This is a genomic window from Photobacterium galatheae (genome assembly GCF_000695255.1).
Taxonomy (GTDB): Bacteria; Pseudomonadota; Gammaproteobacteria; order Enterobacterales; family Vibrionaceae; genus Photobacterium; species Photobacterium galatheae.
The window spans coordinates 77,450-102,853 of sequence record NZ_JMIB01000013.1 but is presented as its reverse complement, the minus strand read 5'-3'; the positions used below and the strand labels follow the sequence as shown (position 1 = coordinate 102,853).

The 25,404-nt window shown below is 51.5% G+C and carries 26 protein-coding genes and 1 riboswitch; of the genes, 6 read left to right on the top strand and 20 right to left on the bottom strand.

The window, feature by feature from the left end; genetic code table 11:
- Positions 1-464 precede the first annotated feature (464 nt).
- Entirely contained in the window at positions 465-917 is a 453-nt protein-coding gene (locus tag EA58_RS07760) for an RNA recognition motif domain-containing protein (protein ID WP_036751062.1), read from the top strand.
- Here EA58_RS07760 and murI read toward each other — a convergent pair.
- The 3 genes from murI to btuB all read right to left on the bottom strand — a co-directional run bounded on the left by murI (position 889) and on the right by btuB (position 4,312).
- Positions 889-1,686, bottom strand: coding sequence for a glutamate racemase (gene murI, locus EA58_RS07755; protein WP_036751059.1), 798 nt, complete (start codon positions 1,684-1,686; stop codon positions 889-891). The genes EA58_RS07760 and murI overlap by 29 nt on opposite strands.
- A 76-nt stretch (positions 1,687-1,762) precedes the next feature.
- Positions 1,763-2,440, bottom strand: a complete 678-nt coding sequence (locus EA58_RS07750; protein WP_036751057.1) for a Dph6-related ATP pyrophosphatase — start codon at positions 2,438-2,440, stop codon at positions 1,763-1,765.
- A gap of 39 nt (positions 2,441-2,479) precedes the next feature.
- On the bottom strand, positions 2,480-4,312 hold the full coding sequence (btuB, locus tag EA58_RS07745) for a TonB-dependent vitamin B12 receptor (protein ID WP_036751054.1): 1,833 nt from the start codon (positions 4,310-4,312) through the stop codon (positions 2,480-2,482).
- Between the two features lie 42 nt (positions 4,313-4,354).
- A riboswitch (cobalamin riboswitch) is annotated at positions 4,355-4,584 on the bottom strand.
- Between the two features lie 147 nt (positions 4,585-4,731).
- Here btuB and trmA point away from each other — a divergent pair.
- Entirely contained in the window at positions 4,732-5,838 is a 1,107-nt protein-coding gene (gene trmA, locus EA58_RS07740) for a tRNA (uridine(54)-C5)-methyltransferase TrmA (protein WP_036751051.1), read from the top strand.
- A 74-nt stretch (positions 5,839-5,912) separates the two neighbouring features.
- On the opposite strand, the gene EA58_RS07735 is transcribed toward trmA, so the two are convergent.
- Together EA58_RS07735 and fabR are read right to left on the bottom strand one after the other, a co-directional pair.
- Positions 5,913-6,290, bottom strand: a complete 378-nt coding sequence (locus EA58_RS07735; RefSeq protein WP_036751049.1) for a YijD family membrane protein — start codon at positions 6,288-6,290, stop codon at positions 5,913-5,915.
- A gap of 17 nt (positions 6,291-6,307) precedes the next feature.
- Entirely contained in the window at positions 6,308-6,943 is a 636-nt protein-coding gene (fabR, locus tag EA58_RS07730; protein ID WP_036751089.1) for an HTH-type transcriptional repressor FabR, read from the bottom strand.
- 296 nt (positions 6,944-7,239) lie between these two features.
- Here fabR and sthA point away from each other — a divergent pair, with 296 nt between their 5' ends.
- Entirely contained in the window at positions 7,240-8,655 is a 1,416-nt protein-coding gene (gene sthA / locus EA58_RS07725; protein ID WP_036751046.1) for a Si-specific NAD(P)(+) transhydrogenase, read from the top strand.
- 94 nt (positions 8,656-8,749) lie between these two features.
- On the opposite strand, the gene EA58_RS07720 is transcribed toward sthA, so the two are convergent.
- Positions 8,750-9,601 carry a bifunctional allantoicase/(S)-ureidoglycine aminohydrolase gene (locus tag EA58_RS07720; RefSeq protein ID WP_036751044.1) on the bottom strand — a complete coding sequence of 284 codons (852 nt, stop codon included), beginning with the start codon at positions 9,599-9,601 and terminating at the stop codon, positions 8,750-8,752.
- A gap of 166 nt (positions 9,602-9,767) precedes the next feature.
- Between EA58_RS07720 and EA58_RS07715 the strand changes: the two genes are divergently transcribed.
- Positions 9,768-10,643 carry a LysR substrate-binding domain-containing protein gene (locus EA58_RS07715; protein WP_036751041.1) on the top strand — a complete coding sequence of 292 codons (876 nt, stop codon included), beginning with the start codon at positions 9,768-9,770 and terminating at the stop codon, positions 10,641-10,643.
- A gap of 42 nt (positions 10,644-10,685) precedes the next feature.
- Here the strand turns inward: EA58_RS07715 and cysQ are convergent, their stop codons facing one another.
- From cysQ to gspC, 14 genes are all read right to left on the bottom strand, one after another.
- On the bottom strand, positions 10,686-11,519 hold the full coding sequence (gene cysQ / locus EA58_RS07710) for a 3'(2'),5'-bisphosphate nucleotidase CysQ (RefSeq protein WP_036751039.1): 834 nt from the start codon (positions 11,517-11,519) through the stop codon (positions 10,686-10,688).
- 14 nt (positions 11,520-11,533) lie between these two features.
- Entirely contained in the window at positions 11,534-12,082 is a 549-nt protein-coding gene (nudE, locus tag EA58_RS07705) for an ADP compounds hydrolase NudE (RefSeq protein WP_036751037.1), read from the bottom strand.
- A gap of 126 nt (positions 12,083-12,208) precedes the next feature.
- Positions 12,209-12,934 carry a type II secretion system protein N gene (locus EA58_RS07700; protein ID WP_051641946.1) on the bottom strand — a complete coding sequence of 242 codons (726 nt, stop codon included), beginning with the start codon at positions 12,932-12,934 and terminating at the stop codon, positions 12,209-12,211.
- A 35-nt stretch (positions 12,935-12,969) separates the two neighbouring features.
- Positions 12,970-13,452 carry a type II secretion system protein M gene (locus tag EA58_RS07695; protein WP_036751033.1) on the bottom strand — a complete coding sequence of 161 codons (483 nt, stop codon included), beginning with the start codon at positions 13,450-13,452 and terminating at the stop codon, positions 12,970-12,972.
- The gene (gene gspL, locus EA58_RS07690) at positions 13,449-14,738 is read right to left on the bottom strand and encodes a type II secretion system protein GspL (RefSeq protein ID WP_081819585.1); all 1,290 of its coding nucleotides are present in this window, start codon (positions 14,736-14,738) and stop codon (positions 13,449-13,451) included. The genes EA58_RS07695 and gspL overlap by 4 nt, the downstream gene beginning before the upstream one ends.
- Positions 14,707-15,726: a type II secretion system minor pseudopilin GspK gene (gene gspK / locus EA58_RS07685; RefSeq protein WP_036751030.1), complete on the bottom strand. Its 1,020-nt coding sequence runs from the start codon at positions 15,724-15,726 to the stop codon at positions 14,707-14,709. The genes gspL and gspK overlap by 32 nt, the downstream gene beginning before the upstream one ends.
- The gene (gspJ, locus tag EA58_RS07680; protein WP_036751027.1) at positions 15,723-16,388 is read right to left on the bottom strand and encodes a type II secretion system minor pseudopilin GspJ; all 666 of its coding nucleotides are present in this window, start codon (positions 16,386-16,388) and stop codon (positions 15,723-15,725) included. The genes gspK and gspJ overlap by 4 nt, the downstream gene beginning before the upstream one ends.
- Entirely contained in the window at positions 16,378-16,755 is a 378-nt protein-coding gene (gene gspI / locus EA58_RS07675) for a type II secretion system minor pseudopilin GspI (RefSeq protein ID WP_036751025.1), read from the bottom strand. Before gspI ends, gspJ begins: the two co-directional genes overlap by 11 nt.
- Entirely contained in the window at positions 16,752-17,327 is a 576-nt protein-coding gene (gene gspH, locus EA58_RS07670; RefSeq protein WP_036751023.1) for a type II secretion system minor pseudopilin GspH, read from the bottom strand. Before gspH ends, gspI begins: the two co-directional genes overlap by 4 nt.
- A gap of 8 nt (positions 17,328-17,335) precedes the next feature.
- On the bottom strand, positions 17,336-17,773 hold the full coding sequence (gspG, locus tag EA58_RS07665) for a type II secretion system major pseudopilin GspG (RefSeq protein ID WP_051641945.1): 438 nt from the start codon (positions 17,771-17,773) through the stop codon (positions 17,336-17,338).
- A gap of 24 nt (positions 17,774-17,797) precedes the next feature.
- Positions 17,798-19,018: a type II secretion system inner membrane protein GspF gene (gene gspF / locus EA58_RS07660; RefSeq protein WP_036751018.1), complete on the bottom strand. Its 1,221-nt coding sequence runs from the start codon at positions 19,016-19,018 to the stop codon at positions 17,798-17,800.
- Positions 19,018-20,505, bottom strand: coding sequence for a type II secretion system ATPase GspE (gene gspE, locus EA58_RS07655; RefSeq protein ID WP_412177939.1), 1,488 nt, complete (start codon positions 20,503-20,505; stop codon positions 19,018-19,020). Before gspE ends, gspF begins: the two co-directional genes overlap by 1 nt.
- Positions 20,506-20,513: 8 nt before the next feature.
- Positions 20,514-22,529, bottom strand: a complete 2,016-nt coding sequence (gspD, locus tag EA58_RS07650; protein ID WP_036751014.1) for a type II secretion system secretin GspD — start codon at positions 22,527-22,529, stop codon at positions 20,514-20,516.
- Between the two features lie 38 nt (positions 22,530-22,567).
- Positions 22,568-23,488 (bottom strand): type II secretion system protein GspC, encoded by a 921-nt coding sequence (gspC, locus tag EA58_RS07645; RefSeq protein WP_235199577.1) that lies wholly within the window; start codon positions 23,486-23,488, stop codon positions 22,568-22,570.
- 300 nt (positions 23,489-23,788) lie between these two features.
- Between gspC and hslR the strand changes: the two genes are divergently transcribed.
- Both hslR and hslO read left to right on the top strand, forming a co-directional pair.
- Positions 23,789-24,196 (top strand): ribosome-associated heat shock protein Hsp15, encoded by a 408-nt coding sequence (gene hslR / locus EA58_RS07640; protein WP_036751009.1) that lies wholly within the window; start codon positions 23,789-23,791, stop codon positions 24,194-24,196.
- A gap of 26 nt (positions 24,197-24,222) precedes the next feature.
- Positions 24,223-25,101: an Hsp33 family molecular chaperone HslO gene (gene hslO / locus EA58_RS07635; RefSeq protein ID WP_036751008.1), complete on the top strand. Its 879-nt coding sequence runs from the start codon at positions 24,223-24,225 to the stop codon at positions 25,099-25,101.
- The last annotated feature ends 303 nt before the right edge of the window (positions 25,102-25,404 follow it).

Genomic DNA, 25,404 nt, shown 5'->3' with positions numbered 1-25,404 from the left:
TTGGTCACTCAGTTCACTGATAAAATCTTTTTGACTGTATCATTGTCGAGTGCCCACACAGATTGCATGGTCAAATTGTTAAAGAGCTTTCGTCGTTAACCCGAAGGGTTAATCTCGAACAGGGCGGTCATTCTAACGAATCAATTTAAAGAGTCAAACAATTTTTTATTTGGCTTCTTTGTGCCGCCTTGTATCCAGACCAGAGTGCCGGTTTGTTCCGTACCCCGTGTCGGTGAGGCGGCATTATAGAGATTTGAAGATGCGTGACAACCCTTTTCTTCAGAAAAATTGTTTAAGCGGTCATAATTTCAGCTAATGTGAAATTATGCGTCGTAAGTCAACATTATACGATCGCTATTTTCACTTTCTGGTAATCAGAAACTTATACACGTAATATTAATGTGATTAATTTGTTAAAAGAGTTCGCATTCTTACTATTCAATCAATGACACTGTAGCTTGCCTATGAAACTTTCTAACTCATACACGATGATCGTCGCGCTGATAACACTGATTGGCGCTGTCATTTTTAGCTTCATTTCTTCAACTGCAGCGATTGCTTTTGCATTAGGTGCCATCTTGTCCGGTTTAGCCAACGCCTATCTTGGTAAAAACCAAACAGACAGCCCCAAAGGAGAAGATAATCAGAGCAGCAAAACACTCTATGTGGGTAACCTGCCTTACCGAGCCAATGAAGGGGATGTCAAAGAGCTATTTTCAGAATACGGTGAGGTGTTCGCTGTCCGCCTCATGAAAGATAAACGGACAGGAAAAAGACGTGGATTCGGTTTTGTCGTCATGAATAGCAAAGATGCAGACTTCGCTATCAATAAACTGAATGAGAAAGAATTTGGCCAACGTACCCTGAAAGTCCGTGAAGCCAATGAGCCTAAAAACGAGGATAGTTCAGACTTCTGACCTGGCTGAGCTGCATCGCCAGCAAACTTTCGTTGAGTGCCGTATGATCTGACTTGTCACAAGTGTGATAAGTCAGATTTTCCACCGGCCACTTTCTTCCGCTTGAAATATCTTCGGCTAAAAGCGATTGGACCCGGCTTGCAATTGCATTCCCGGAGTCAACGACATGACGGGCCTGTGGAAAAACTTTCTTAATCTCTTCTTTCATGAGTGGGAAATGAGTACATCCCAGCACCACAGTATCTATTGCCGTCGACTCCCACGGCTGAAGGATGGCGGCCAGTTCTGACAGATCTACCCTTCCGCCGCGTAACTTCATTTCAGCAATTTCCACCAGCCGGGTCGTGCCCAGTAAATGAACTTCACAGTCGGCGGCAAATTCCTGAATCAATGACTGAGTATACTGACGCTTTACGGTTGCCGGTGTAGCCAGAACGCCCAGCACTTTACTCTGGCTTAATTGTGCGGCGGGTTTAATCGCTGGAACAACGCCAACCACAGGCTGATTTAAAGCGGACCTCAAATGGGGCAATACAATCGTGCTCGCCGTATTGCAAGCAATGACCACCAGATCTGCCTGATGTTTATCAACCAATGTCTTCACGATATGCAGCGTGCGTTCGATCAAAGTCGACGCTTCCAGTTCGCCATAAGGAAAAGCGGCGTCATCAAACGCATAGATATATTGATAATGAGGCAACAAGCTGTATATCTCCTGATACACAGATAAGCCGCCCACACCGGAATCAAAAATTAGGATGGTTTTCACAGTGTCTTTCTGACTGACAAGATTGAAGCCTTCATCATACTGGTTGAATCCTAAAAGCCAACTCAGCGACGTCAGTTTACTGTGAGTCTGAGGCCGAGATCTGATAGCGAAGATAATGAAAACGCTCCTCACGTTCCACAAACAACGGACTGATATTCAGTTGCCCGTGAAAACATGGAGCAGACACCACCAGAGTATGGAACTCGCCATCTTCTCCGCATGGGTCGACACCTTCGGGCAGTTGTTCAAGCAGCGAATGCCCAAACCATTGGCCGCAAAAATCACCGTTCAACTGATGCGTGTCTACCGTGGTCAATATGGTTTGAATTCCCCTGTTCAGAATTTCCAACGCCAGTTGACGACTCTCTTCACCAAGTAGAGGGAAAACACATTCCCAGCCAGCCGGCTCAATATAACTCCGCCGGTAAGCTTCAATGCCATTACAGAACATATCGCCAAAGGCGACAGCCTCAGTCTCCCATCCAGAGTTTTGAATCGCCGCAACCACCAGCGACTGATAAACCTCATTGGCAGGAAACACCTGCGGCAGTGGGATTTCCAGCAAAGGCAGTCCAATCAAACGCGCCTGCTCCCGGACGACAGTGATTGGCGTTGCCTGAAACGGTACTTCATCGCCGACATAAGTCGTGAACAAGCCGGTCACCTCATAACCGGGATTTTCCAGCAACCGAAGCAAAGTCAGGGCTGAGTCTTTGCCGGAGGACCAACTGACAATCACTTTCCTGGGTTTCATCTTCATCTCACGAAAAAGCCGCCCGAAGGCGGCTGAGGGTTAAAACTGATAGCCAATAGTCAGGTAGTAAGCACGCTCTGCGGCTGGATAACCAAGCGCCGTTTCATAATCTTCATCAAACAAATTCGCAACGCGAGCACTGAGCGTCGTTGACTCATTTGCATAATAACTAACAGCTGTATCAAACAGAGAGTAAGAAGCCAACGTCACATTACTCGTTGGAAATGTACTGTAATCCAATTCTGGACGTTTACCGACATATAAATAGCTAACCGACCAATCCACCTGCTCAAAACTTACTAACGCATTCCATTTATACATCTCTTTTGCGCGACGCTGGAGCTGATGACCATCAGCATCTTCAGCATCTTTATAATCAGCACTGAGTTGATGCTGAATGATACTTGTCTCGAACTCCGCCACCAATTCGATGCCTTGGATATGGCTCTCACCATTAACGTTTTGGTACTCATAAGTTACTGGGTGAGAATCAATCAGATTGTTAATTCTATAATCGTATCCAGTTAACGACCAGTAAACCTCTCTAACTACACCGCTAAACCCGATCTCCCATGCTTCCGACTCTTCCGGTTTCAGATCCTTGGTGCCGTATTTGGGATCATACTGTTGATAAAGGCTTGGAGCTTTAAAAGCTGTACCAAAAGAAGCCTTAAGACCAAGTTCAGGGATAAATTGATAACCTGCAGCAAGATTGTAAGTGAACTCACTACCAAACTTTTCATTTTCATCCAGCCGGGAACTTGCTTCAAGCGACATATTGTTAATACGTGCTGAAGCTAAGCCAAATACTGCACTGTTGGTCCTGTCGAAAGTTTTCTTTGCAACCTTATCGGCATAAGACTCCTTACGCCAATCAAAACCACCAGCCAATACGACCGAATCATTAAACAAATAACTGTTAGTCCACAGAATGTTTTGCTGTTCAAGTTTATCTTGAGTACCGCTCATTTTCCCTTGGCTCTGTTCATAGTCCCAAGATTTTTGCTTCTGCGTGACCAGTTGTAACTCAGACATCATCTCTTCAGATTGAAACTTTGCACCAACTGTTGCTGAAAGGTCGTCTTTTTCAGACTCTGAATATTTTCGAGAGGAATAGCTACTGTCATACTGATAAACATTTTCATAAATACGAAAATTGCCAAAAGCTGACCACTGCTTGTCAAAATGATGTACATAGCCTAGTAAACCATTTTTACTATCAAATCCATGGCGATCACCGTCATTTAACCCTGTGACAGGATGGACGTTATATCCTTCATCACTCACGGAACCAAGAGCTAAATTCACTTGACCTTTGTCACTAACTTTCACACCTGATGCGACACTAATCTCTTGATAATCTAGGCTACCAAGCCCTACATTTGCATTTGTACTCTCTTCATCGGCACGTGCAATAGTAATGATGTTAATTACACCACCAATAGCTTCTGAGCCATATAATGAGGCTCTTGCACCACGCACATATTCAATACGCTGCACATAAGTCAACGGAATTTGGTTAAAATCTACGGCTCCTTTAGCGGCGCGAGAAAAACGGACGCCATCCACCAAGACCAATACCTGGTCGGAATCTGTTCCTCGTACAAAAATAGAAGCCAACTGACCACGGCCACCGTTTTGCGTAATTTGCACACCAGTCAGACGACGTAATACATCAGGTAGTGTTTTGGCCTGCATTTGATCAATATCTTGGCGTGTCACAATTTCAATATCGGCCAATGTACTCTTATGACTTTGCTCAAACCGGTTGGCGGTAACCACCATGGTCTTTTCAGTCGTGTTCTGGGCAGAAACAAGAGAGGATTGCAGGCACAGCGGTGCCAACGCCACTGCTAAAAGCGTTTTTTTCATTATTTTGGATACCTTAAATCGCGTTGAAATCTGGCAGTCTCCGTACTGCCTTCGACGATGACCGGTCTTCGGACTTGAGAGCACGGTTGAACAACCGCCTAGGACAACGACTTCCCATTTCGTTCAGCATGCCTTGCGCACACTTGAGGAAACAGTGTCTGGCTTTCAGCCTTGTGTCTTCGTTCTCTCTCACCGCTGCGCGTCAGTTACGGATTCTCACCGTATTCCCCGCCTGTCTGCTATACAGGCAAACCATCGCAACAAAATGCTAGTTTTCACCGTTCCAGTTGTCTAGTTTAGTTTGCTATTACTCATGACAAATCTACGCCACCAGCATTTTTCTCTGCCCTTGCACTGGACATCAGTCAACAATGCAATAAAATCTCCGCTCTTATTTTGAGCAGTTTTGAGGCAACACCATGGCAGCAACCCCAATCAACCCCGATACCTACCAGGCACAGCTGGACGAAAAAGCCGAGCGTATGCAAGCGCTGTTTGCTGACGTAGACACCCCGGAGTTGGAAGTGTTTGCTTCGCCTGCACAGCATTACCGTATGCGTGCGGAATTTCGCGTCTGGCACGAAGGGGAAGACCTGTATTACATCATGTTCAATCAGGAAACCCGCGAGAAGTACCGTGTCGATCAGTTCCCTGCTGCCAGCCGCCTGATCAACGATCTGATGCCGCTGCTGATGGACGCCATGAAACCAAACCGCGCCCTGCGCCATAAACTGTTTCAGGTCGATTTCCTGTCGACCTTAAGCGGCGAGGTGCTGGTTTCTCTGTTATATCACCGCCAACTGGACGATCAGTGGCTCACAGAAGCCAAAATGCTGAAGCAGCGCCTGAATGATGAGGGCTTCAACCTCAATTTGATCGGCCGTGCACGTAAACAGAAAATCGTGCTGAATCAGGACTACGTGGTTGAGAAACTGAAAGTCAATGATCGCACCCTGACCTATCAGCAGGTCGAGAACAGTTTCACCCAGCCAAATGGTGAAGTTGCCCAGAAAATGCTTGAGTGGGCCGTCGACTGTACGCAGGACAGCGAAGGCGATCTGCTGGAACTGTATTGCGGTAACGGGAATTTTTCTCTGGCACTGGCACAGAACTTTGAGCGCGTTCTGGCAACTGAGCTGGCGAAACCGTCTGTGGACTCAGCTCAGTACAACATTGCAGCAAACCAGATTGATAACGTGCAGATCATCCGGATGTCTGCTGAAGAGTTTACACAGGCCATGGAAGGTCAGCGCGAGTTTCGCCGTCTGAAAGACAACAACATTGACCTGAAAAGCTACAACTGCAATACCATTTTCGTCGATCCGCCACGGGCTGGCATGGATGACGATACTTGCCGTATGGTGCAGGGCTACGAGCGCATCGTCTACATTTCCTGTAACCCGGACACCCTGAAAGCTAATCTGGAAATTCTGAGCACCACACACCGGATCACCCGCTTTGCGCTGTTTGACCAGTTCCCGTATACCCACCACATGGAAGCCGGAGTCATGCTGGAGCGGAAATAATCGCACGCTCGGGCACAATCATTCTGAGACAAAAAAGGCGCCTGTCGGCGCCTTTTTGCATGAGATGAACAAGCTTATGCGTCTTGCTGGGTCTTCGATTTTGGCTTCATGATGCCCATTCGGTAGGCCACCCACAGCAACAACGCCAGGCAGATCATCAGCGGCAGGAAGTTCGAACCCATATCCGGTGTCTGGGCGCGCAGGAATGCGGAATACCCAAAAGCCCCGACTAAAAACAGCGCAAAGGCAATTTGCGGTGTCCCTTCCGACATTGGACGAGTCAGGTAATCCTGATAGAGGCAATACACTGTCATCACAAATGCAATGACAGGAAAAATAGAGAAAGCGACCGCACTGGAAGTAAACACAGCCAGTGTGGCATTACCGCATAGCCCTGCCAGCAGTGACAGGATTAAGGTCTTGCGTTCTGCTTTAACTTGTTGCTTGTCCATATTTTCACCAACATTTTCTATTTAGGTTTATGCGCCAGCGTGTTCCGCTCACGCTCTTTACGATACCAGTAAGCACCTTTGGCAATCATCCGCAGTTGCATAATCAAACGCTCGGCATGCTCTGCCCGCGCCTGAGCATCGAGATCCAGCGCATCAGCACCGGAGCTGAACACCAAGGTCACCAAAGCTTCAGCCTGAATAAAGGCATCTTCATGATGACTTCCACTTTTGGCCACCAGATACTCCGTGAGTTCCGCCACAAAGTGCTGAATTTCACGCGCAACTGCCGCACGAAACGCAGGAGACGTGCCGGAGCGCTCCCGTAACAGCAACCGGAACACGTTCGGGCTGCTTTCAATAAATTCCATAAAGGTTTCAACAGAAGTGCGGATAACGCTGCCTTCCTCGGCAATACGCTGCCGAGCCTGACGCATCAACTGGCGAAGCAGCAAGCCACCCTCATCAACCAATGTTAGTCCAAGTTCATCCATATCTTTGAAGTGACGATAAAATGACGTTGGCGCGATCCCCGCTTCTCGGGCGACTTCGCGCAAACTGAGACTGGAAAAACTTCGCTCGGCACTGAGCTGGTTAAATGCTGCGTTAATCAGTGAACGCCGGGTTTTTTCTTTCTGTTGGGCCCTAATCCCCATGGTTGACTGCTTCTCGGTTGCCAGTTTGTGTTTCACTATACCCGCTTTCTGAAACTTGTTCAGCGTCAATCCACTTTTCGCCCGGGGGAATACTAACGACCCGCTCAGCTGGAAGCAAAGTCACGGTTCCGGTTTTCCCAGTCGGCTCACAATCTACTGATATTCAGGCACATTTTTGAGAATTCTATCACCGACAACGTGATCCTCCGCGCTCTATCGCGGCAAGACGATTTTCCCTTGTGCAGGAAAACGTTACACTCCTCACCACAAAAACAATCGAATCATAAAGGCGGCCCATGACTAAACAACACCCTACGACTCCCTCACACTATGATGTGATCATTATCGGCAGCGGACCCGGAGGCGAAGGGGCCGCCATGGGGCTCACCAAAGCCGGCTTCAACGTCGCAATTGTGGAGCGAGAAAGCAGTGTTGGTGGCGGCTGTACCCACTGGGGGACTATCCCTTCCAAAGCGTTACGTCATGCGGTCAGCCGGATCATCGAATTCAACAAAAACCCACTCTACAGCCGAAACACAACACCACTACACAGCACATTCAGCCAGATCCTGGGCCATGCGCAAACTGTGGTCAGTAAGCAAACCCGCATGCGTCAGGGTTTTTATGATCGCAACCAATGCACCATCCTCTCTGGCGAGGCCAGTTTTGTAGACAGCCACACCGTTCGTGTTCGTCATCACGACGGCAGTCAGGAAACATACACCGCTGACAAGTTCGTGATCGCAACCGGTTCACGGCCATATCACCCGAATAACGTCGATTTCAATCACTCACGTATTTATGACAGCGACTCCGTTTTGCGCCTGCAACACGACCCGCGACACATCATTATTTACGGTGCGGGTGTCATCGGCAGTGAATATGCGTCAATTTTCCGTGGATTGGGCGTCAAAGTCGATCTGATCAACACCCGCCAGCGCTTGCTGGAGTTTCTGGACAACGAGATCTCCGATTCGCTGTCTTATCACCTGTGGAACAACGGCGTGCTGATCCGAAACGACGAAACCTACAACAAAATTGAAGGAACAGATGACGGAGTGATCCTGCATCTGGAGTCGGGCAAGAAAATGAAAGCCGACTGCCTGCTGTACGCGAACGGTCGTACCGGTAATACCGACCGTCTGAATCTGGACGCTGTCGGGCTGACACCCGATTCCCGGGGTCAGTTATCCGTCGATCAAAACTACTGCACCGAAATCGACAACATTTATGCCGTGGGTGATGTGATTGGCTACCCGAGCCTGGCCAGTGCCGCCTATGACCAAGGCCGCTTCGTCGCACAAGCCATTGCAACCGGTCAGGCACAGGGGCAACTGATTGACCATATCCCGACCGGGATTTATACCATTCCGGAAATCAGTTCAGTCGGCAAAACCGAGCAACAACTGACGGCAGAAAAAATCCCCTATGAAGTGGGTCGCGCCCAGTTCAAGCATCTGGCCCGGGCCCAGATTGCGGGTATGGATGTTGGTAGCCTGAAGATCCTGTTCCACCGCGACACCAAAGAGATCCTCGGGATTCACTGCTTCGGTGAGCGTGCGGCAGAGATCATCCACATCGGCCAGGCGATTATGGAACAGAAGAACGGCGGTAATACCATCGACTACTTCGTCAATACCACCTTCAACTATCCAACCATGGCAGAAGCCTATCGTGTTGCTGCACTGAACGGGCTGAACCGCCTGTTTTGAAAGCACCATTCTGCAGCTCTCCCTGTGGAACCATACACCCCATAAACCAAACGGCGCACTCGGAAGTGCGCCGTTTTTGTATACTTGTAAGCCGTTACAGCCGGTTACCACGATACGCCGATGACGGGTTCAGCAGCATATGACGGTTGACATCTTTGTACAGCAGATAACGGAAACGGCTCGGCCCCCCCGCGTAACAGGCCTGCGGGCAGAACGCACGCAACCACATATAATCACCGGCTTCCACTTCGACCCAGTCCTGATTCAGGTGATAAACGGCCTTCCCTTCCAGTACGTACAGACCATGCTCCATCACATGGGTTTCATCGAAAGGAATGATTCCACCGGGCTGGAAAGTCACAATATTAACATGCATGTCATGACGCATATCTGCCGGATCAGCAAACCGGGTGGTCGCCCAGACATCACCAGTGTCCGGCATGGCGGTTGGTTCAATGTCGTTTTCATTGGTCACGAAAGCATCTGGCACCGCAATACCATCCACAAACTGATACGCTTTCCGGATCCAATGGAATCGCACCGGTGCATCGCTGTAATTTTTCAGTCGCCATTGTGCTGAAGGCGGCAGATATGCATAACCTCCGGTTACCATATGATGCTCTTCGCCTTCCAGCGTCAGGGTCATCTCTCCTTCAACGATAAACAACACGCCTTCTGCGCCGGCGTCCAGCTCAGGTTTCTCACTGCCACCCTGCGGCGACACTTCCATGATGTAGTGAGAGAACGTTTCTGCAAATCCTGTCATTGGGCGGGCAATCACCCAAAGTCGTGTGCCTTCCCAGAACGGCAGAAAACTGGTCACGATATCGCTCATCACCCCCTTGGGAATGATGGCATACGCTTCGGTAAACACCGCGCGGTCAGACAAAATCTGAGTTTGAGGGGGCAGACCGCCCTGAGGGGCATAATAGGTATTACGAGCCATGACAGATATCCTTTCATGTATAGCAGTGTGACTGCGCCGATAGATAAAGCAGGGTCAGGATGAGACTGCTGTTTCGATACTGGAGACTTCTGATTGTAGAGCATGGCTATTTGATTTATAAATTAAATAAATAAATGCCAGTTAGTGGATTTCCCACTGAAAAATAATGAACCTGAACAAGATATTAGATCCGGTATTGCTGCGTAGTTTTGTAGCCGTGGTTGACAGCGGCAGCTTTACCCGTGCCGCAGAGAGCACTCACCTCACACAATCAACGGTCAGCCAGCAAGTGCGTAAACTTGAATCCCAGCTTGAGTGTGAACTGTTGCATCGCAAAGGCCGCTATGTCACCGCAACACTGGAAGGGGAGCGGGTGCTCAGCTATGCCCGGCGCATCCTGCAACTCATGAATGAAGCGATTGCACAAACCAGTCTCAGTGCCGAACAGCAGAAAATCCGGCTGGGCGTGCCGGAAGATTTTGCCACCCATGCCATCATGCCCACCCTGCACGCCTTTTCCAGTGCGTATCCGGGCATCCGGCTGGAAGTAAAAAGTGGGATGTGCAGTGATATCTGGCGAGAGTTTCAGAACAATGAACTGGATCTGGCACTGGTGAAACAACGTCCGGGCAGCCAGCCCGGTCTGAGTCACTGGCCAGAACCCCTGTGCTGGATTGATGCACTGCACAGCAACAATCTCGATCAACACCCCGTCCCACTGGTCTCATTCCCAATCGGCGGGTTATACCGGAACGAAATGGCCCATACCTTCGACAGTCTTGGCCGAAGCTGGCGACTGGCCTATGTCAGTACCAGCCTGTCCGGTGTCTGCTGCGCTGTCGAATCAGGGCTGGGGATTTCACTACTACCCCGACGACTGGTCACCGCACAACACCGGATTCTGGACGAACGGGACGGGCTGCCATCGGTTCCGGATATGGAAGTCACCCTACATGCACAAAGTAAGCTCTCGGCGCTCAGCCGGACTCTGGCCGAGCAGCTGATTCAGACCTGTGATCGGATATTCGAACGGGAGATGTGACGCAGAAAAAAAACGGCCCTTCCGGGCCGCTTTGATGTTTCCTTAACTGGCTTCCATCATCCGGTTATCCGGCGTCAGAATTTCGGACCAGGGCAAACTTTCGTCACCCAGCGTAATGAAATTCGGGTTTTCCAGCGTATGCCGTTCGTTATAAGACAGCGGTGTCAGATGGGTATTCAAAATACGCCCACCCGCTTCTTCGACAATACATTGCGTCGCCGCGGTATCCCACTCTCCGGTTGGCCCCAGGCGCAGATAGCAATCAACTGCACCTTCCGCGACCAGACAGGACTTCAGCGCCGCCGAACCCAGTGGCACCAAATCATAGTTCAGTGCCGGATCTAACCGATTGGTGATCACACGAATATCCTGACGTCGGCTAATGGCCACAGCAATCGAACGCGTCGGACCTTCATGTTTATGGGTAGAAATCTGAACGGTTTCGCCCTCTGGCGTAATCTTCCAGGCACCCTGCTTCCGGTACGCATAATACACCACACCAGACACCGGCGCGTAGACCACTCCCATCACAGGCTGGTTGTCTTCCACCAGCGCGATAATGGTCGCGAAATCTCCGCTCCCGGCAATAAACTCCTGAGTTCCGTCCAGCGGGTCTACCAGCCAGTAACGCTGCCACTGGCTTCGCTCCGCCAGCGGAATGGCGGCATCTTCTTCCGACAAAACGGGAATATCCGGGGTCAGTTCAGTTAAACGTTCCAGCACCAGTTTATGGGCTGCCAGATCTGCACTGGTGACCGGGGTATTATCTTGCTTGACCTGCTTCTCAAACTGGCCACGCTGGTAGATATCCAGAATGACCTGTCCCGATGCCCGGGCAATTTCAATGACGGATGGAATAAGGCTCGATAGTTCCATCTCACACTCCTGCGCTAGGATAAATACTTCAATGCCAAAAATAAGGCGGTGATGCTTCTGGCTTCTGCAAAGTCCAGATGGCTGAGCAGTTCCTCCGCCTGCGCCAATGGCCAGCGGACGATTTCCAGCGGTTCAGGTTCGTCCCCCTCCAGCCATTCAGGATACAGGTCCTGTGCCAGAAACAGGGTCATCCGGCTGGAAAAGTAGGACGGGGCCAGCACGACTTCTTTCATGGGCACCAGAGTTCGGGCACCAAAACCGATTTCTTCTTTCATTTCACGGTTCGCTGCCTGCTCGGCGGCTTCACCGTGGTCAATCAGTCCTTTCGGAAAACCCAGCTCATAGCGGTCGGTGCCGGCTGAGTATTCACGCACCAGCAACAAATCGCCTTCAGCAGTCACCGGGACGACCATCACCGCATGACGCCCGCTAGGCTTCATCCGCTCATAGGTCCGTGTCTCACCGTTACTGAAGCGAAGATCCAAAGACTCAATCTTGAACAGGCGTGACTGCGCCACAACCTCAGTCGCCAGAATGGTTGGTTTTTTACTTTCTGCCGCCATGCTGTTTCCTTGTAACTTGGTCTATTGGCTATTAAATGGCAAGGCTGTCAGAAAATAAAGTAAAAATGCCACCTTCCTCAAACCCGTCAGACCATTTCAGCTTTGAAGAACACTGCCACTCAAAGATTACAGGCGACCAGAATACCGGACCGGATAACGACCGCTGGCATCCGGATTGCCCAACCACTTGAGCTGATCCCGCAAATTGGCTGGCAGCTCTGTGCCCGGCGTAAACCAGCCATTGAGGCTATAGGTTTGATTCTGGCTCAAGCTAGCCTGCCACTCGCTGTTGACCTGCTCAGATGTCTGACGAGCGATGGCCGCCAGTTGCCCGTCGTTACAGCTCAGCTCAGCATTCACCGGCCCCAGGTCAATCTCGCCCAGTGGCGTGCCAACCAAAGCACCATTCCAGGCCAATCCACCATCCAGCGTCTGACAATAAGGCGGCGCAAAGCGGTAATCATCCAGCGTCAGTGTAAAACTGCCCCCCAAGGTTACCGGTACAGGTAAGCGCATATACTGTACCGCCTGTTGCGCTGACATCGTCAGCACAAAGTCTTGTGCATATGGGCCATCAAAATTAATGCCAAGGGTGCCGTGGCCACGGTATCCCAGCGCACTGCCCTTGCCCATATTCACCTCAAAAACTGCATCGCCTGTCAGCAGCTTCCAAGGCGACATATTCCAGTCAACCTCTCCCAAGACCCACTGCTGCCAGCGGATTTGCGACGCTCTGCCTTTCCAGGGCGTCCCACTGATCCCGGAGACAGCCAACCCCGGTGTCTTCGGAACATACTGCCATAACCAGCTTGCGGGCAAATGCACCAACAAACTCACCAGCAAGGCAAGCATGAAGCTCACCCCAACAAACACTCTGAAACCCACGCTTAGCCTCGTCCCAACTGTAAACGGTTTACTTCGACCACACCGGACTGATCGGTTTTGGACACATCCAGAAATTTCGCTTCAATCCCATGCTCATCCCGGAGAAATGCCAGCCAGTTCACCAGGGTATTAAACGGCAATGGCTGCACCCAGACCTGCACCGACTCATCGCGCGGTTGCGGCTGCATTCGGATCAATTCAATCCGAAAACGTCGGGTTGTTTCATTCACAACCTGATTCAACCCCGTTGGACTAATGCTTCCTGTCGCACCGGTTTTCGCTCTGCGCTGGGTAATTTCATTCGCTGTATTGCTTACCCAGGACAATAGCTGGCGCTGGACTTTCAGCTGATCTTCAGCGTGTTGCGCCCGCAGGGCCATCGGCTGCCAGATCCCCCAGTAGAGGACGGCAATCACCAGCGCAATCCCGCCACCGACCACCAGACGCTGTTCACGACTGGTTAATGATTTAAACCACTGATTCACGAACGCCTCCTCAGCACCAGTGCACCACTCACCTGCTGGCCTTCCCGGTTCAACTGGCCCTGATCGACTTCAAATTCTTCCACCAACAGCACCCTGAGTTGCTCAAAGTGCTGGAATTCTGCCGCAACGGCCTGAAGACGCAATTCTTTACGGTTCTGATCGTATTTCAGGTTATGAACGGTTAGCTGCGGCACTTTACTCAACGCGGGCCGTAACTTAACCAGCCACGGTAACAGCCCCTGGCCGGACTCCGCACCGCCGAGACGGCTCATCTCATCATTGAACTGACGCTTCACATATCCCGTGTATGGAATCGACTTAAACTGAGGCAACACCTCACGGAAAATCCGGTAACTCTCATCTTGATAAGCCTGAGCCTGCTGCTCGATGCTCTGCACCCGAACCACATATTCAGCCACCATCACGCCTAACAGCAACGCCGCGGCAATGCCGACTTTACGCCAGGGCTTCAGAGCTTTATGCCAGGTTGGCTGCAACTTGTAAGGGCCAGATAACAGGCTGGCTTTACTCTCGTGCGCGCCCTTTGCCAGCAGCGCCATTACCAGTTCAGGTGCTTCAGCCTGCCACACCCCAGGCATCCCCGATGGTGCCGGCGTAAAGTGACGGATACGCGTCTGAACCGCCTCTGAGTCTTCGTCTGTCAGCGCTTCAGCAACGTCAACCTCAACCGACTCCTCAGAAAGATCCTCTTCCATGGCCTGGCTGACCAAAGGGACTTTCTGTGCCATCAGCCAGCTCGCCAGCCATTCACTGTCGGCACAAATACCTTGGGCCACGGATTGACGCAGTAACCACTGGCCATCAATTTCCGCGGCGCTATAGCTGTTCTCAAATGCCGGCAGACAGAGACAATCCGGAATCACTTTCCGAACGGAAAGCCCGGCATCCTCACACAATGACAGCCAGTCCTGCATTCGCTGGTGACCTACCACAGCCACATGTGCTTTATCCGCTTCACGCTGGAGCATGTGAATATGCAAATCATCCACATCCTGAGCCAGCTCTTCCTCCAGCAGGTAAGGTAGCACCTGCGCAAGCTGGCGTCCGGAACCGGATGGAATCGACACCTGACTCAGCAGTAAATCACTTCCTGGCACGAGCAAATAAACGGGGCGGTTCGCACCGTAATCCGCCAGCTCGCTGAGCTGACTGCAGTCAGCCAGTTCACCCGAGGCAATCACTTCCTGTTGCTGTGGCGACCAGACCAGCCAATGCACCGGCCCGGCAGGACGGCTACTTAGCCTTATCGTCAGAAACTCGCTCACTCATTCCTCCATATCGACGACGCACAACCGTCACCTTGTTCTCCCCGTCTCGTTTGAGCAGGGCTAATATTCTTAATCGAGCCCGGTCTACTTTCACTTCAGCATCCAGCTCAAAAAAATCACTTTTGACAGCCAGATAAGGCTTCGCCTGATCCCGGACCGTCTTGGTCAGCCGGCTAATCGCACCATCCGCTAAAAATGCATCCACATCCTGCCAGCCATCATAAGGGCGATTTTCGATCAGCTGACGGGCATCATCCAGGCTCAGTTCAGGGCTGAATGCCCCAACCAGCAAGGCTGCCTGCTTCGCGGTAATGGTATTGACGTTAATCAGCAAATCGGTGGTCGGCAACGCACACAATAATGCGCGTGTCTGCTGAAACATTTTGGCACTCACACCATTCACCGATCGAAATTCAGTGATATCCGCCATCAGATTTCTGGGGGGAAGATAAGGCGGAGAAAATCCTTCGTAACTGCTGTCACCTGCACCATAGGCGCTGTAGACCGTCTCGTCCGGATCGACATATTCCCAGACCGAATCCGCCGCCACTTCAGCTTCGTAACTTTCACTCCCACTTTCTTCCAACAGGGCCTGCAGGAAACGGACCCGGAATGGCTTTTTCGTGCGATCCTGTTCCGGCGCCTGACCAGACAGAGCATTCAGATTAAAACAGGCCTGACGGTCATAGATATTGCCTTTCACTTCTCCGTTATCCAGCGGATAGCTCTGTCCTTCCGTCGCCCAGACCTGACTAAGGTTCACCGTATCGCTGTCAGACAGGCTTTGCTCAATGGCCACCTTGGCCAACTGCTCCATGCCCTGGCTATACCAGTAGGCTTGCTGGTTAAATACCTGGTTTTCAACCCGGTAAAAATTCAGTTGCAGACGATCGGTCATCTGTACGGCAAGCAGCGTCATCATGGCAAGCAGAAGCAGGACAACGATCAGGGCAACCCCACGCTGTTTCGCTGGTGACGGTCTCATGAATCTCCATCCCCGTCTTTTTTGGTCACTGAGGGCAGTTTCGCCTCGGGCAGCATATAGACCCGTTCAACTTTGCCGAAGTCATCCAGCGTCAGCGTGACAGCAATCCCTTTCGGCAGTGCGCCACTCTCAGTCCAGTTCTCCTGCCAGCCCTCACCGTAGAAACGAAACGACAGTCCGGTCACACCGGTCAGCACCTGGCGCACCAGTGGCTCAGTTCCGACGACGGTATCCGGATAGCGAAACCAGACCCGTTCCAGCGTTTCATCCACGATCCGATAACCGACCCGAAGAATTTCACTACGGGGAAACATCTGCTGCGGATTTTGCCAGCCGTCACGGGTAAAGAGGATACCATGACTTGAAGAATCAAGAAGATACTCGCCACTTTGCAGCAGCGAACTGCTTTCATCATTCCCCTGCTGTCTGACCTGACGGGCAACCATCTGGCGAAAGTCACCATCCAGCATCACCATCGCCCGCTGGATTTCCTGCAAGCGCTCGTTATGCTCCCGGGACTGCTCATCGCTTCGCTGAACCCCATTCATCACCTGATAAGCAGACATGCTGAGCATGGCGAAGACGGCAATCGCCACCAGCACTTCCAGCAGCGTGAAGCCGGCTGAACGCTGTGGTCCAAATGGGCGACGCTCAGTTTTCAATGTAGGTCCTTAGGGTGGTTACCCGGTCTTTCATTGCTTCATCGGTCGCTACGGATACATCCAGCGCTCTCAGATAACCATCTGCTGTTTTCGTGCTTTTCACCGACCAGTACCAGGTTTGCCCGGCAAGCTCTGACTTGCCCTTTTTCTCAGCCGTCAACTTTTCACCGGCAATGCGGAGCCGGGCAAACTCATTGTCCGCGACCATGGTGGCAAAGGTTTTCTGTTCCAGATAACCCACAGTGTTGATATGCTGACCAACAGCCTTCATCACACTCAGGGCGGCCGTGGCAAAAATGGCCAGCGCCACCAATACTTCCAGCAGGGTAAACCCAGTTTGAGAACACTTCGTCAGGCCGACTTTCATGGCTTCGTTTCCTCGCGGGTTTCACCCGGCGCCAGCAAATGCAGCTGCCCCACTTCATCGGCTTCCACCCGCCAGACATTGCTCTCTCCGCTGGCGTCAAAAGTCACGGTAAACGGAGTAAACTCGCCGCTGGCCATCACAATGATCTGGGGGGGACGGGTCTGCTTCTCTTTTTCATCCGCAAACAGATCTTCATCAAACAGCGTTCCCGGCTCAAACAGACGATCATCGTCCTGCCAGGCATTGCTGCCGATTTTCACTTCCATACCCAATGAATCAGGCAAGGTAACTTCACTGAAATAACGGGAATCTTTCAAAGGCTGCCAGCCATCTGGTGCCAGCTCAAAGAAGCGGTAATCTTGCCGGTCAATCCGGACACCATAGTCTCGCCCGTTGAGCATCGCATCTTCCCCCAGCAGCTGCACCAGATAATGAAAACGCTGCGCTTCTTCTTTCAGCGCATCGTCTTTCGGGGCAGGCAGGGTTAAAATCACGGCTACGGCGCTGGTTGCCAACAGCACCAGCACCAGTAGCAGTTCGATCAGGGTAAAACCAGCAGCCTTTCGATACATAGCAGAAATTAACGGTAATCCAGCATGTTCCAGTTACCGATATCGGTATTCACACCTTCACCGCCTTCCTGACCGTCAGCACCCAGGCTGAACACATCCACCGGGCCATTTTCGCCAGGCATCACATACTGGTAATCGTTGCCCCAAGGGTCTTTCGGTAAACGTTTGATGTAACCGCCGTTACGGTAGTTACGAGGCTCCGGTGTCGATGACGGTGCACTCACCAGCGCTGGCAGCCCCTGATCTGTGGTCGGGTACACACTGTTGTCCAGTTTGTACATATCCAGCGCCTGCTCCAGTGCACCGATATCGGTCACGACTTTCTGCTGATCCGCTTTCTCTTTGTTACCCAACAGGTTCGGTACGACCAGACTGGCCAGAACACCGAGAATCACGATAACCACCATGACTTCCAGCAGAGTAAAACCGCGTTGTTGACGTTGCATTGCAAAAACCTCCAAAAGGAAAAACTACATGCCCACCATATTGTTCAGGGCAATAATTGGCATCAGGGTAGCAATGACAATAAACATTACTATCCCGGCCATCACTACAATCAGCAAGGGCTCAAACACCCCCAGTGCCATGTTGACCAGTGACTCAAAGTCCCGGTCCTGATTATCTGCAGCCCGGGTCAGCATCTGCTCCAGCTCACCACTGCGCTCACCACTGGCGATCATATGCAGCATCATGGGCGGAAACAGTTTTGTCTGCTCCAGTGAAACCCGAAGGCTAGCCCCCTCGCGCACTTTATCTGCGGCTTCAAGGATTTGTTGGTTAACCCAGGTATTGGTCATCACCTGAGCTGCCACCTTCATCCCTTCCAGTAAAGGAATGGCGCTTGAGGTACAAATGGACAGTGTCCGGGCAAAGCGGGAGGTATTCAGACCCCGGCCAACTTTGCCGATCACCGGCACCCGCATCATACGCTGATCCCATTTCAGGCGCAGATCAGGGCGGCGCAGTGCCATCCGAACTCCCATAATCAGTGCCATGATTGCCAGAACAACCAGGACTCCCCAGTGCTGGACAAAATGACTCGCTGCCAGCAGTACCTGAGTGATCTGCGGCAGTTCCTGGCCCATATGAACAAATTGATCAACAATTTTTGGCACAACGGTTGCCAGCAGGAAAGCAATCACGGAAACAGCCACCAGCGTCAACATGGTGGGGTAGATCATCGCCTGTTGCAGCTTACTGCGCATCTTCTGACGATTCTCCGTGTAATCGGCCAGTCGGTTCAGCACGGTATCCAGGTGACCGGATTTTTCGCCGGCCGCCACCATGGCACGAAACAGCTGATCAAAGATATGCGGAAACTCAGCCATACTGTCGGACAGGGTGTAACCTTCCACAACCCGGGAACGCACAGCCAGCATCATGTTTTTGAGACGAACCTTCTCACTTTGTTCCGCAACCGCTCGCAGACACTCTTCCAGCGGCATCCCGGCCTGAACCAGGGTGGCCAATTGCCGGGTCAGCAAAGACAGCTCATTGGTGCTAATACCGCGACGCAGCACCAGACGACCGCCGGCCTTGCGCTTTTCTCTTTCATGGCTCTGGCTGACCTCTACCGGAATCAGCCCCTGCTCTCGCAGTTGCTGACGGATCTGGCGCGCTGTATCTGCCTCCATGACCCCTTTCTTCTGGCGCCCTTTGGCATCCAGCGCTTTATATTCAAACGCTGCCATTATCCCTCCCTGGTGACCCGCATTACTTCTTCCAGCGTCGTGATCCCCTGACGGACTTTCGCAAGCCCATCATCACGGATACTCGGTGTATGCTGACGGACCACCTTCTCAATAGCTTGTTCACCGGCTTCGGCATGGATCAGTTCCTGCACCTGCTCATCAACCAGCAACAACTCATGAATACCTGTCCGGCCCCGGTAACCTTTATGATTACAGTGCTCGCAGCCCACAGGGTGGTAAAGGGTCAGAGATTCATACTCAGGCAGACCAAAGAGTTTCTTCTGTTCATTATCAGCCAGATAGGGCTTCCGGCATTCCTTACACAGGGTACGTACCAGGCGCTGCGCCAGTACCCCCAACAGGGAGGATGACACCAGGAAAGGCTCAATCCCCATATCACGCAGACGAGTAATGGCACCGACTGCGGTATTAGTGTGTAACGTTGACAGCACCATGTGACCTGTCAGAGAGGCCTGAACCGCAATCGAGGCTGTTTCCAGATCACGGATCTCACCGACCATCACCACATCCGGGTCCTGACGCAAGATAGCGCGCAGGCCGCGGGCAAAGGTCATATCGACTTTGGTATTGACCTGTGTCTGGCCGATTCCGTCGATATCAAATTCAATCGGGTCTTCAACGGTCAGGATATTCCGCTCTGAGCTGTTCAGCTCCTGCAGGCCCGCATACAGGGTGGTTGACTTACCCGAGCCCGTCGGGCCGGTCACCAGAATAATCCCGTGCGGACGCTGAATAATATATTGGAAACTCTCATGAATCCGAGGCGTCATCCCCAGGCTGTGCAAATCCAGCCGGGTCGCATTCTTATCCAGCAGACGCAGTACCACTCGCTCACCGTGAGAGGAAGGCATGGTAGACACCCGCACATCCACCGCCCGGCCACCGATGCGAAGCGAAATCCGGCCGTCCTGCGGCACCCGCTTCTCGGCAATGTCCAGACGGGCCATGACCTTAATCCGGGACACCAGCAATGGGGCCAGCTTACGACTTGGATTGAGGACTTCACGCAACACGCCATCGACCCGGAAACGGATCGACAACGCTTTTTCGAATGTTTCTATATGAATATCGGACGCGCCTTCCTTGATGGCCTCAGCCAGCATGGCGTTGATTAGCTTAATAATCGGCGCATCGTCTTCTGACTCAAGTAAGTCTTCCGTCTGTGGTAACTCTTCGGCCAATGAAAAAAAGTCATCACTGTCCGAACCGAGATCTTCCATGAGCTGACGGGCTTCCGATGAATCACGCTGGTAAGCTTCTGTCAGCCGCTGCTCAAACACCTCAGGTGCCAGCTGCTCCACATGAAAACTACTGCCACAAACCCGACGCACTTCCGCCAAAACCACGGCTTTCAACGGGCCGCCATGATAAAGCACCCGGCCCTGCTCTCCCGCTTCCAGCACCACCTGATGACGCTTGGCGAATGAAAACGGTAAACGGAACTGCACCAGTTCAGTCGGGTGCATGTTATCCATTATTGCTCCTCCAGACGGGACACAAAGGCCCGTACTTCAGCCGGCAGCGCAATATCATCACCATATTTCGGCAACACAGGCGACTTGCTGTTTGGCATCAGGCGCAGACCTTCATCCGCTTTGTAAAGTTGCTCAGCACGGATGTAGTTGTACTTACGCTGGGTAATCCCATCAGCCGTCACCCCATCGCGAATGATGGTCGGTTTAATAAAGACCATCAGGTTTGTGCGGCCCTTACTGGTATTGTTGGACTTAAACAGATGGCCCAGGATCGGAATATCACCCAGCAACGGAATTTTTGATTCATTCTCGTTCGACTGATCCTGGATCAGGCCGCCCAGTGCAATCATCTGACCATCCTGGATCAAGACGGACGTTGTGAGCTGGCGCTTGGAAAAACGAACGTCAACGGCACCATTGGCACCCAGGACGTTGGAGACTTCCTGTTCAATTTTCAGCTGAACCGAGTCACCTTCGTTAATCTGAGGCGTCACTTTCAGTTTAATCCCCACTTCTTTCCGCTCAACGGTCTGGAATGGGTTATCGTTGTTCGAGCTGGCCGTTGAACCGGTCACCACCGGGACTTCTTCACCGACGATGAATGACGCTTCCCCGTTATCCATCACGGTAATACTTGGCGAAGACAGAATATTTGATTCACGATCCGTGGCCACCGCGTTCACCAGCATGGTCCAGTCGCCCATGATCAGGCCCAGCACGGCACCGTTGGCGCCAGAAAGCACCTGGCCCAGTGTGGTAAAGTCACCGCTCTCGGTCACTTCAACATCCACCAGGTTGTTATTGTTATCAAAACGCTGTTCGGTTCGGGTGGTATCCTGCGCTTCTTCCAGACCGATCAGGTACTGGCCAATTGGTACGTTAGAGTTACCAAACTGAACGATACCATTTTCTTTCGAACCGTACTGAATCCCGAGGTTAATCCCGGCCCCTTCAGACAGCTCCACAATCATGGCTTCAATCAGCACCTGTGCCCGGCGGATATCCAGTTGCGCAATGATATTCTCCAGCGCGCGCATGATATCGGGTGGGGCTGTCAGGATCAGAGCATTGGTATCGGCATGGGCCGAAATCATAACTTCATTTTTGTTATTGCCAGCCGCTTTTCCATTCCCCTGCTTTTCAGCCTGAAGGTTATCTGAAACGCCTTTTAACACATCCACCAAATCTTCAGCATTGGCGTATTTCAGATAAATCACCCGGTTGTTACCGGAACTGGCCATTTCTTTATCCAGCTGACGGATCAAACGTTTCAGACGTTCACGTACCTTTGGATCTCCGGACAGCAACACGGCATTAGTTCGCTCATCCGCCACCAGCTTCGGTTGCAGGAATTCAGGCGTGGACTTTGAATCGGCTGATTTATTCAACGCATCCACAATCCGGACCATTTCCGCTGCCGAGGCATTGTTCAGCTCCACCACATCGATTTCTTTATCACCTGCGCGGTCAACACGCTCAATGATATCTGCCAGACGATTCACGACGGCTGCACGACCGGTGATCATAATGATGTTGGCCGGGTCATAGTGCACCACGTTACCGGCACCGGCATTGTCGTTCAGCTGACGCAGCAAAGGTGAAAGTTCCCGCACCGACACATTCCGTACCGCCACAACCCGGGTCACGACTTCGTCGCCCTGAGCCTGTGTCTTGCTGTCGACGACGGGAATCGAAGAAGTTTTTGCGTCTTTATCCCGAATCACTTTGAGTACGCCGTTATCCATTTCGACCACAGCGAACCCATAAACTTCCAGCACATTCAGGAAAAACTGATAATACTGTTCATCATTGAGCAGATCATAACTGCGTACATTCACCTGCCCCCGGACTGATGGATCGACGATAATTGTTTTTTGCAGGTTCCGTCCGACGATATTAATAAACTCTTGAATATCTGTTCCTTTGAAACTGGCGCTGAATTCGCTTGCCATCAAAGGAGCTGATAGCAGGCTGGCCGCCAGCCACAGGGTGCCCTTACCCATCCATTTTTTCACAACTAACTCCTGCGAATGTACGCAATGTGTTCAGGCTGCTATTGCAGCTCAATATATATGTCATGTAACTGGCCATCTCGCTCTACGGTCAGCGTGAGCTCCGTGGCCGAAGACAGCTCGGTCCACAGTCGTGCCATGACGGCCTCGTCTTTTAAATCGTTGCCATTCAGGCTGACCGCCAAATCATCTGGCTGTAGCCCCACGGCATCAAACAGCACCCGGTTTTTCCCCGGATTGACCCGATAGCCGATTAAATTTCCATCCTGCTTCACTTGTGATAGGCGGATGTAAGAAAAAAGGTTTTGCGGTTTTTCCAGAATTTCCTGTTTAATCTGCGCCAGCTCATCCCCTCCGCTCTCCGTAGGTTCAGACCTCGGGGTCGGACGCACAGCCGGAGACGGTGCTGCGGCACGGGCATTGCCCTGACCAAACTTCACGCCATCCAGCATCAGGGTTTCATCCCGACCGTTATTGCGGATAATCACCCGGTCTGCAAAGACGGCCTGCAAGGTTGCACGCGTCCCGTCAATCGCTTCATTCAGACCATAGGTATTCTGTTTACCCCGGTTCGTAATCACTGCCAGGCTGGTATTGGGATCGTCGCTCGCCACCACCCCAACCAACGTCAGATTCAGTTTGGTTTCCGGCGCATCCTGTTTCACTGGCTGCTGTGGAACCACCTTCGGCGCGTCGGCACGGTATCGGCCAAACAGCTCCATACTGGTGATATCCGAGACTTGAAATCCTTCCTGTTTGCTCCCGGTAACACTCACGATAGGTGCTTGCCAGACTGGCGGGGTTTCCACCGGCTGCAGGAAAGACCACAGCAGACGACCCAGCACCCAGGCCAGCACAATCACGAGCCACCAGGTCACGATTCGGGTCAGGGTTTGCATGGATGGCATCCGTTTGCCCGCAACTGCCTGACGCCACTGCATTGTTACCCTAGCTACATCCATTGATTGTTTCTGCCTCGTGACTCTGTGTAATCAATAATAAGACAAGCAAGTCTTTGCTTAGGTTCCTGTCAAAAAACGCAATATTTTGCATACCCACCAAAGCTCATCTTGTTGCATGACAGGTTAATATAGCAAACCCACTCACCGAAAAAACATAACTCATTCAATAAGAATGCCGTTTCGTGTGAGCAATTTCCCATTGATTGTTGAATTTGCGATCTGGCATCACCATTTAGTAAAGCTGACGCAGCTTTTCCGATGTGATATTTTTAGCGCCCATTTGGGGTAAGGAGCCAGAAAATGAGCCGGCAAACTTCCGAATCCGATACATCTGATGTGCGGCTAGACAAGTGGCTGTGGGCTGCCCGTTTTTATAAAACCCGCTCGATCGCACGGAATATGATCGATGGCGGAAAAGTTCACTATAACGGTCAGCGCTCCAAACCCAGCAAACTTGTCGAAGTCGGCGCCGAAATCAAACTGCGGCAGGGCAATGAGGAAAAAACGGTCACTATCCTCAAAGTGTCCGGTACACGCCGTGGTGCTCCTGAAGCCCAAACGCTGTATCAGGAAACCGAGGCCAGCCTTGCCCAGCGTGAGCAACAGGCCCAGATGCGTAAACTCAACGCATACAGCAACCCGCATCCGGATAAACGTCCGGATAAGAAACAGCGACGCGATATACTTAAGTTTAAAAGCGATCACTAGCCCTGATTGCCGGAGAAAACCAAATCATGACCAGCGATAATCTCTACCGTTACCTGTTCGACGATGTCTCTGTGCGCGGTGAACTCGTACAATTGAACGACACTTACCAGCACATTATTAAGAGTAAAGACTACCCTGCGCCGCTGCAGACCTTACTGGGTGAACTGCTGGTTGCCACCAGCCTGCTGACCGCTACTCTGAAATTCGAAGGTTCCATCACGGTACAACTGCAAGGTGACGGCCCGGTGAAACTGGCCGTCATTAACGGCGATCACAACCAGCAAATGCGCGGCGTTGCGCGCTGGGATGGCGACATCCCTGCCAATGGCACCATTCACGACCTGATGGGTAAAGGGCACATGGTCATTACCATTACGCCAAACCAGGGCGAACGTTATCAGGGCGTTGTAGGACTGGAAGGCGACAGCCTGGCGGCCTGCCTGGAAAACTATTTCGCCAATTCCGAACAGCTGGCAACCCGGATCTGGCTGCGGACCGGTGAACTGGATGGTCAGCAAAAAGCTGCTGGGATGCTGCTGCAAATCCTGCCGGACGGTAAAGGCGATGCCAGCGATTTTGAGCATCTGGAGCAACTGACCAGTACCGTGAAAAATGAAGAGCTGTTCGGCCTGACGGCAGAAGATGTGCTGTACCGCCTGTATCACCAGGAAAAAGTGAAACTGTTTGAACCTCAATCCGTCGCTTTCCACTGCGGTTGCTCCCGCGAACGCAGTGCTGGTGCCATCAAACTGTTGGATCGCGCTGAAATAGAACGCATTTTGCAGGAAGATGGCAAACTGTCCCTGCACTGTGATTACTGTGGTACCAGTTATGATTTTGACAGCATTGATGTAGCCAGCCTGTTTGAAACCGGGGCTGAAGGCGACGATTCTCAGCTCCATTAATTTTCAGGAATTATTAACACTGAAAATAAATTACAAAAGCCAGCGCGATGCTGGCTTTTTTTTTAACTCAGGCACACTTTTCCACTTCTTTCTGAAATGGAAATACAGCTTCACCCGGCTTAATTGGCAAGTAATATTAATCGCTTACCGCTGGTATAATCCTTCCCTGAGAGGGTAAAATTAGTCTAGGTACAGATAAAAACACAAGTCAATTTCCACATTTTGTATGTGGTTACGATAAAAATTACCTCCCTGACTTCAGGGTGAAAAAAGACAGCCAATAACCCCTCTTACCCCCAAGGA

Coding starts and splice junctions, on each gene's coding strand:
- EA58_RS07760 (WP_036751062.1), top strand. CDS start 465: ATGAAACTTTCTAACTCATACACGATGATCGTCGCGCTGATAACACTG.
- EA58_RS07750 (WP_036751057.1), bottom strand. CDS start 2,440: ATGAAACCCAGGAAAGTGATTGTCAGTTGGTCCTCCGGCAAAGACTCA.
- btuB (WP_036751054.1), bottom strand. CDS start 4,312: ATGAAAAAAACGCTTTTAGCAGTGGCGTTGGCACCGCTGTGCCTGCAA.
- trmA (WP_036751051.1), top strand. CDS start 4,732: ATGGCAGCAACCCCAATCAACCCCGATACCTACCAGGCACAGCTGGAC.
- EA58_RS07735 (WP_036751049.1), bottom strand. CDS start 6,290: ATGGACAAGCAACAAGTTAAAGCAGAACGCAAGACCTTAATCCTGTCA.
- fabR (WP_036751089.1), bottom strand. CDS start 6,943: ATGGGGATTAGGGCCCAACAGAAAGAAAAAACCCGGCGTTCACTGATT.
- sthA (WP_036751046.1), top strand. CDS start 7,240: ATGACTAAACAACACCCTACGACTCCCTCACACTATGATGTGATCATT.
- EA58_RS07720 (WP_036751044.1), bottom strand. CDS start 9,601: ATGGCTCGTAATACCTATTATGCCCCTCAGGGCGGTCTGCCCCCTCAA.
- EA58_RS07715 (WP_036751041.1), top strand. CDS start 9,768: ATGAACCTGAACAAGATATTAGATCCGGTATTGCTGCGTAGTTTTGTA.
- cysQ (WP_036751039.1), bottom strand. CDS start 11,519: ATGGAACTATCGAGCCTTATTCCATCCGTCATTGAAATTGCCCGGGCA.
- nudE (WP_036751037.1), bottom strand. CDS start 12,082: ATGGCGGCAGAAAGTAAAAAACCAACCATTCTGGCGACTGAGGTTGTG.
- EA58_RS07700 (WP_051641946.1), bottom strand. CDS start 12,934: ATGCTTGCCTTGCTGGTGAGTTTGTTGGTGCATTTGCCCGCAAGCTGG.
- gspK (WP_036751030.1), bottom strand. CDS start 15,726: ATGAGACCGTCACCAGCGAAACAGCGTGGGGTTGCCCTGATCGTTGTC.
- gspI (WP_036751025.1), bottom strand. CDS start 16,755: ATGAAAGTCGGCCTGACGAAGTGTTCTCAAACTGGGTTTACCCTGCTG.
- gspH (WP_036751023.1), bottom strand. CDS start 17,327: ATGTATCGAAAGGCTGCTGGTTTTACCCTGATCGAACTGCTACTGGTG.
- gspG (WP_051641945.1), bottom strand. CDS start 17,773: ATGCAACGTCAACAACGCGGTTTTACTCTGCTGGAAGTCATGGTGGTT.
- gspF (WP_036751018.1), bottom strand. CDS start 19,018: ATGGCAGCGTTTGAATATAAAGCGCTGGATGCCAAAGGGCGCCAGAAG.
- gspE (WP_412177939.1), bottom strand. CDS start 20,505: ATGCACCCGACTGAACTGGTGCAGTTCCGTTTACCGTTTTCATTCGCC.
- gspC (WP_235199577.1), bottom strand. CDS start 23,488: ATGGATGTAGCTAGGGTAACAATGCAGTGGCGTCAGGCAGTTGCGGGC.
- hslR (WP_036751009.1), top strand. CDS start 23,789: ATGAGCCGGCAAACTTCCGAATCCGATACATCTGATGTGCGGCTAGAC.
- hslO (WP_036751008.1), top strand. CDS start 24,223: ATGACCAGCGATAATCTCTACCGTTACCTGTTCGACGATGTCTCTGTG.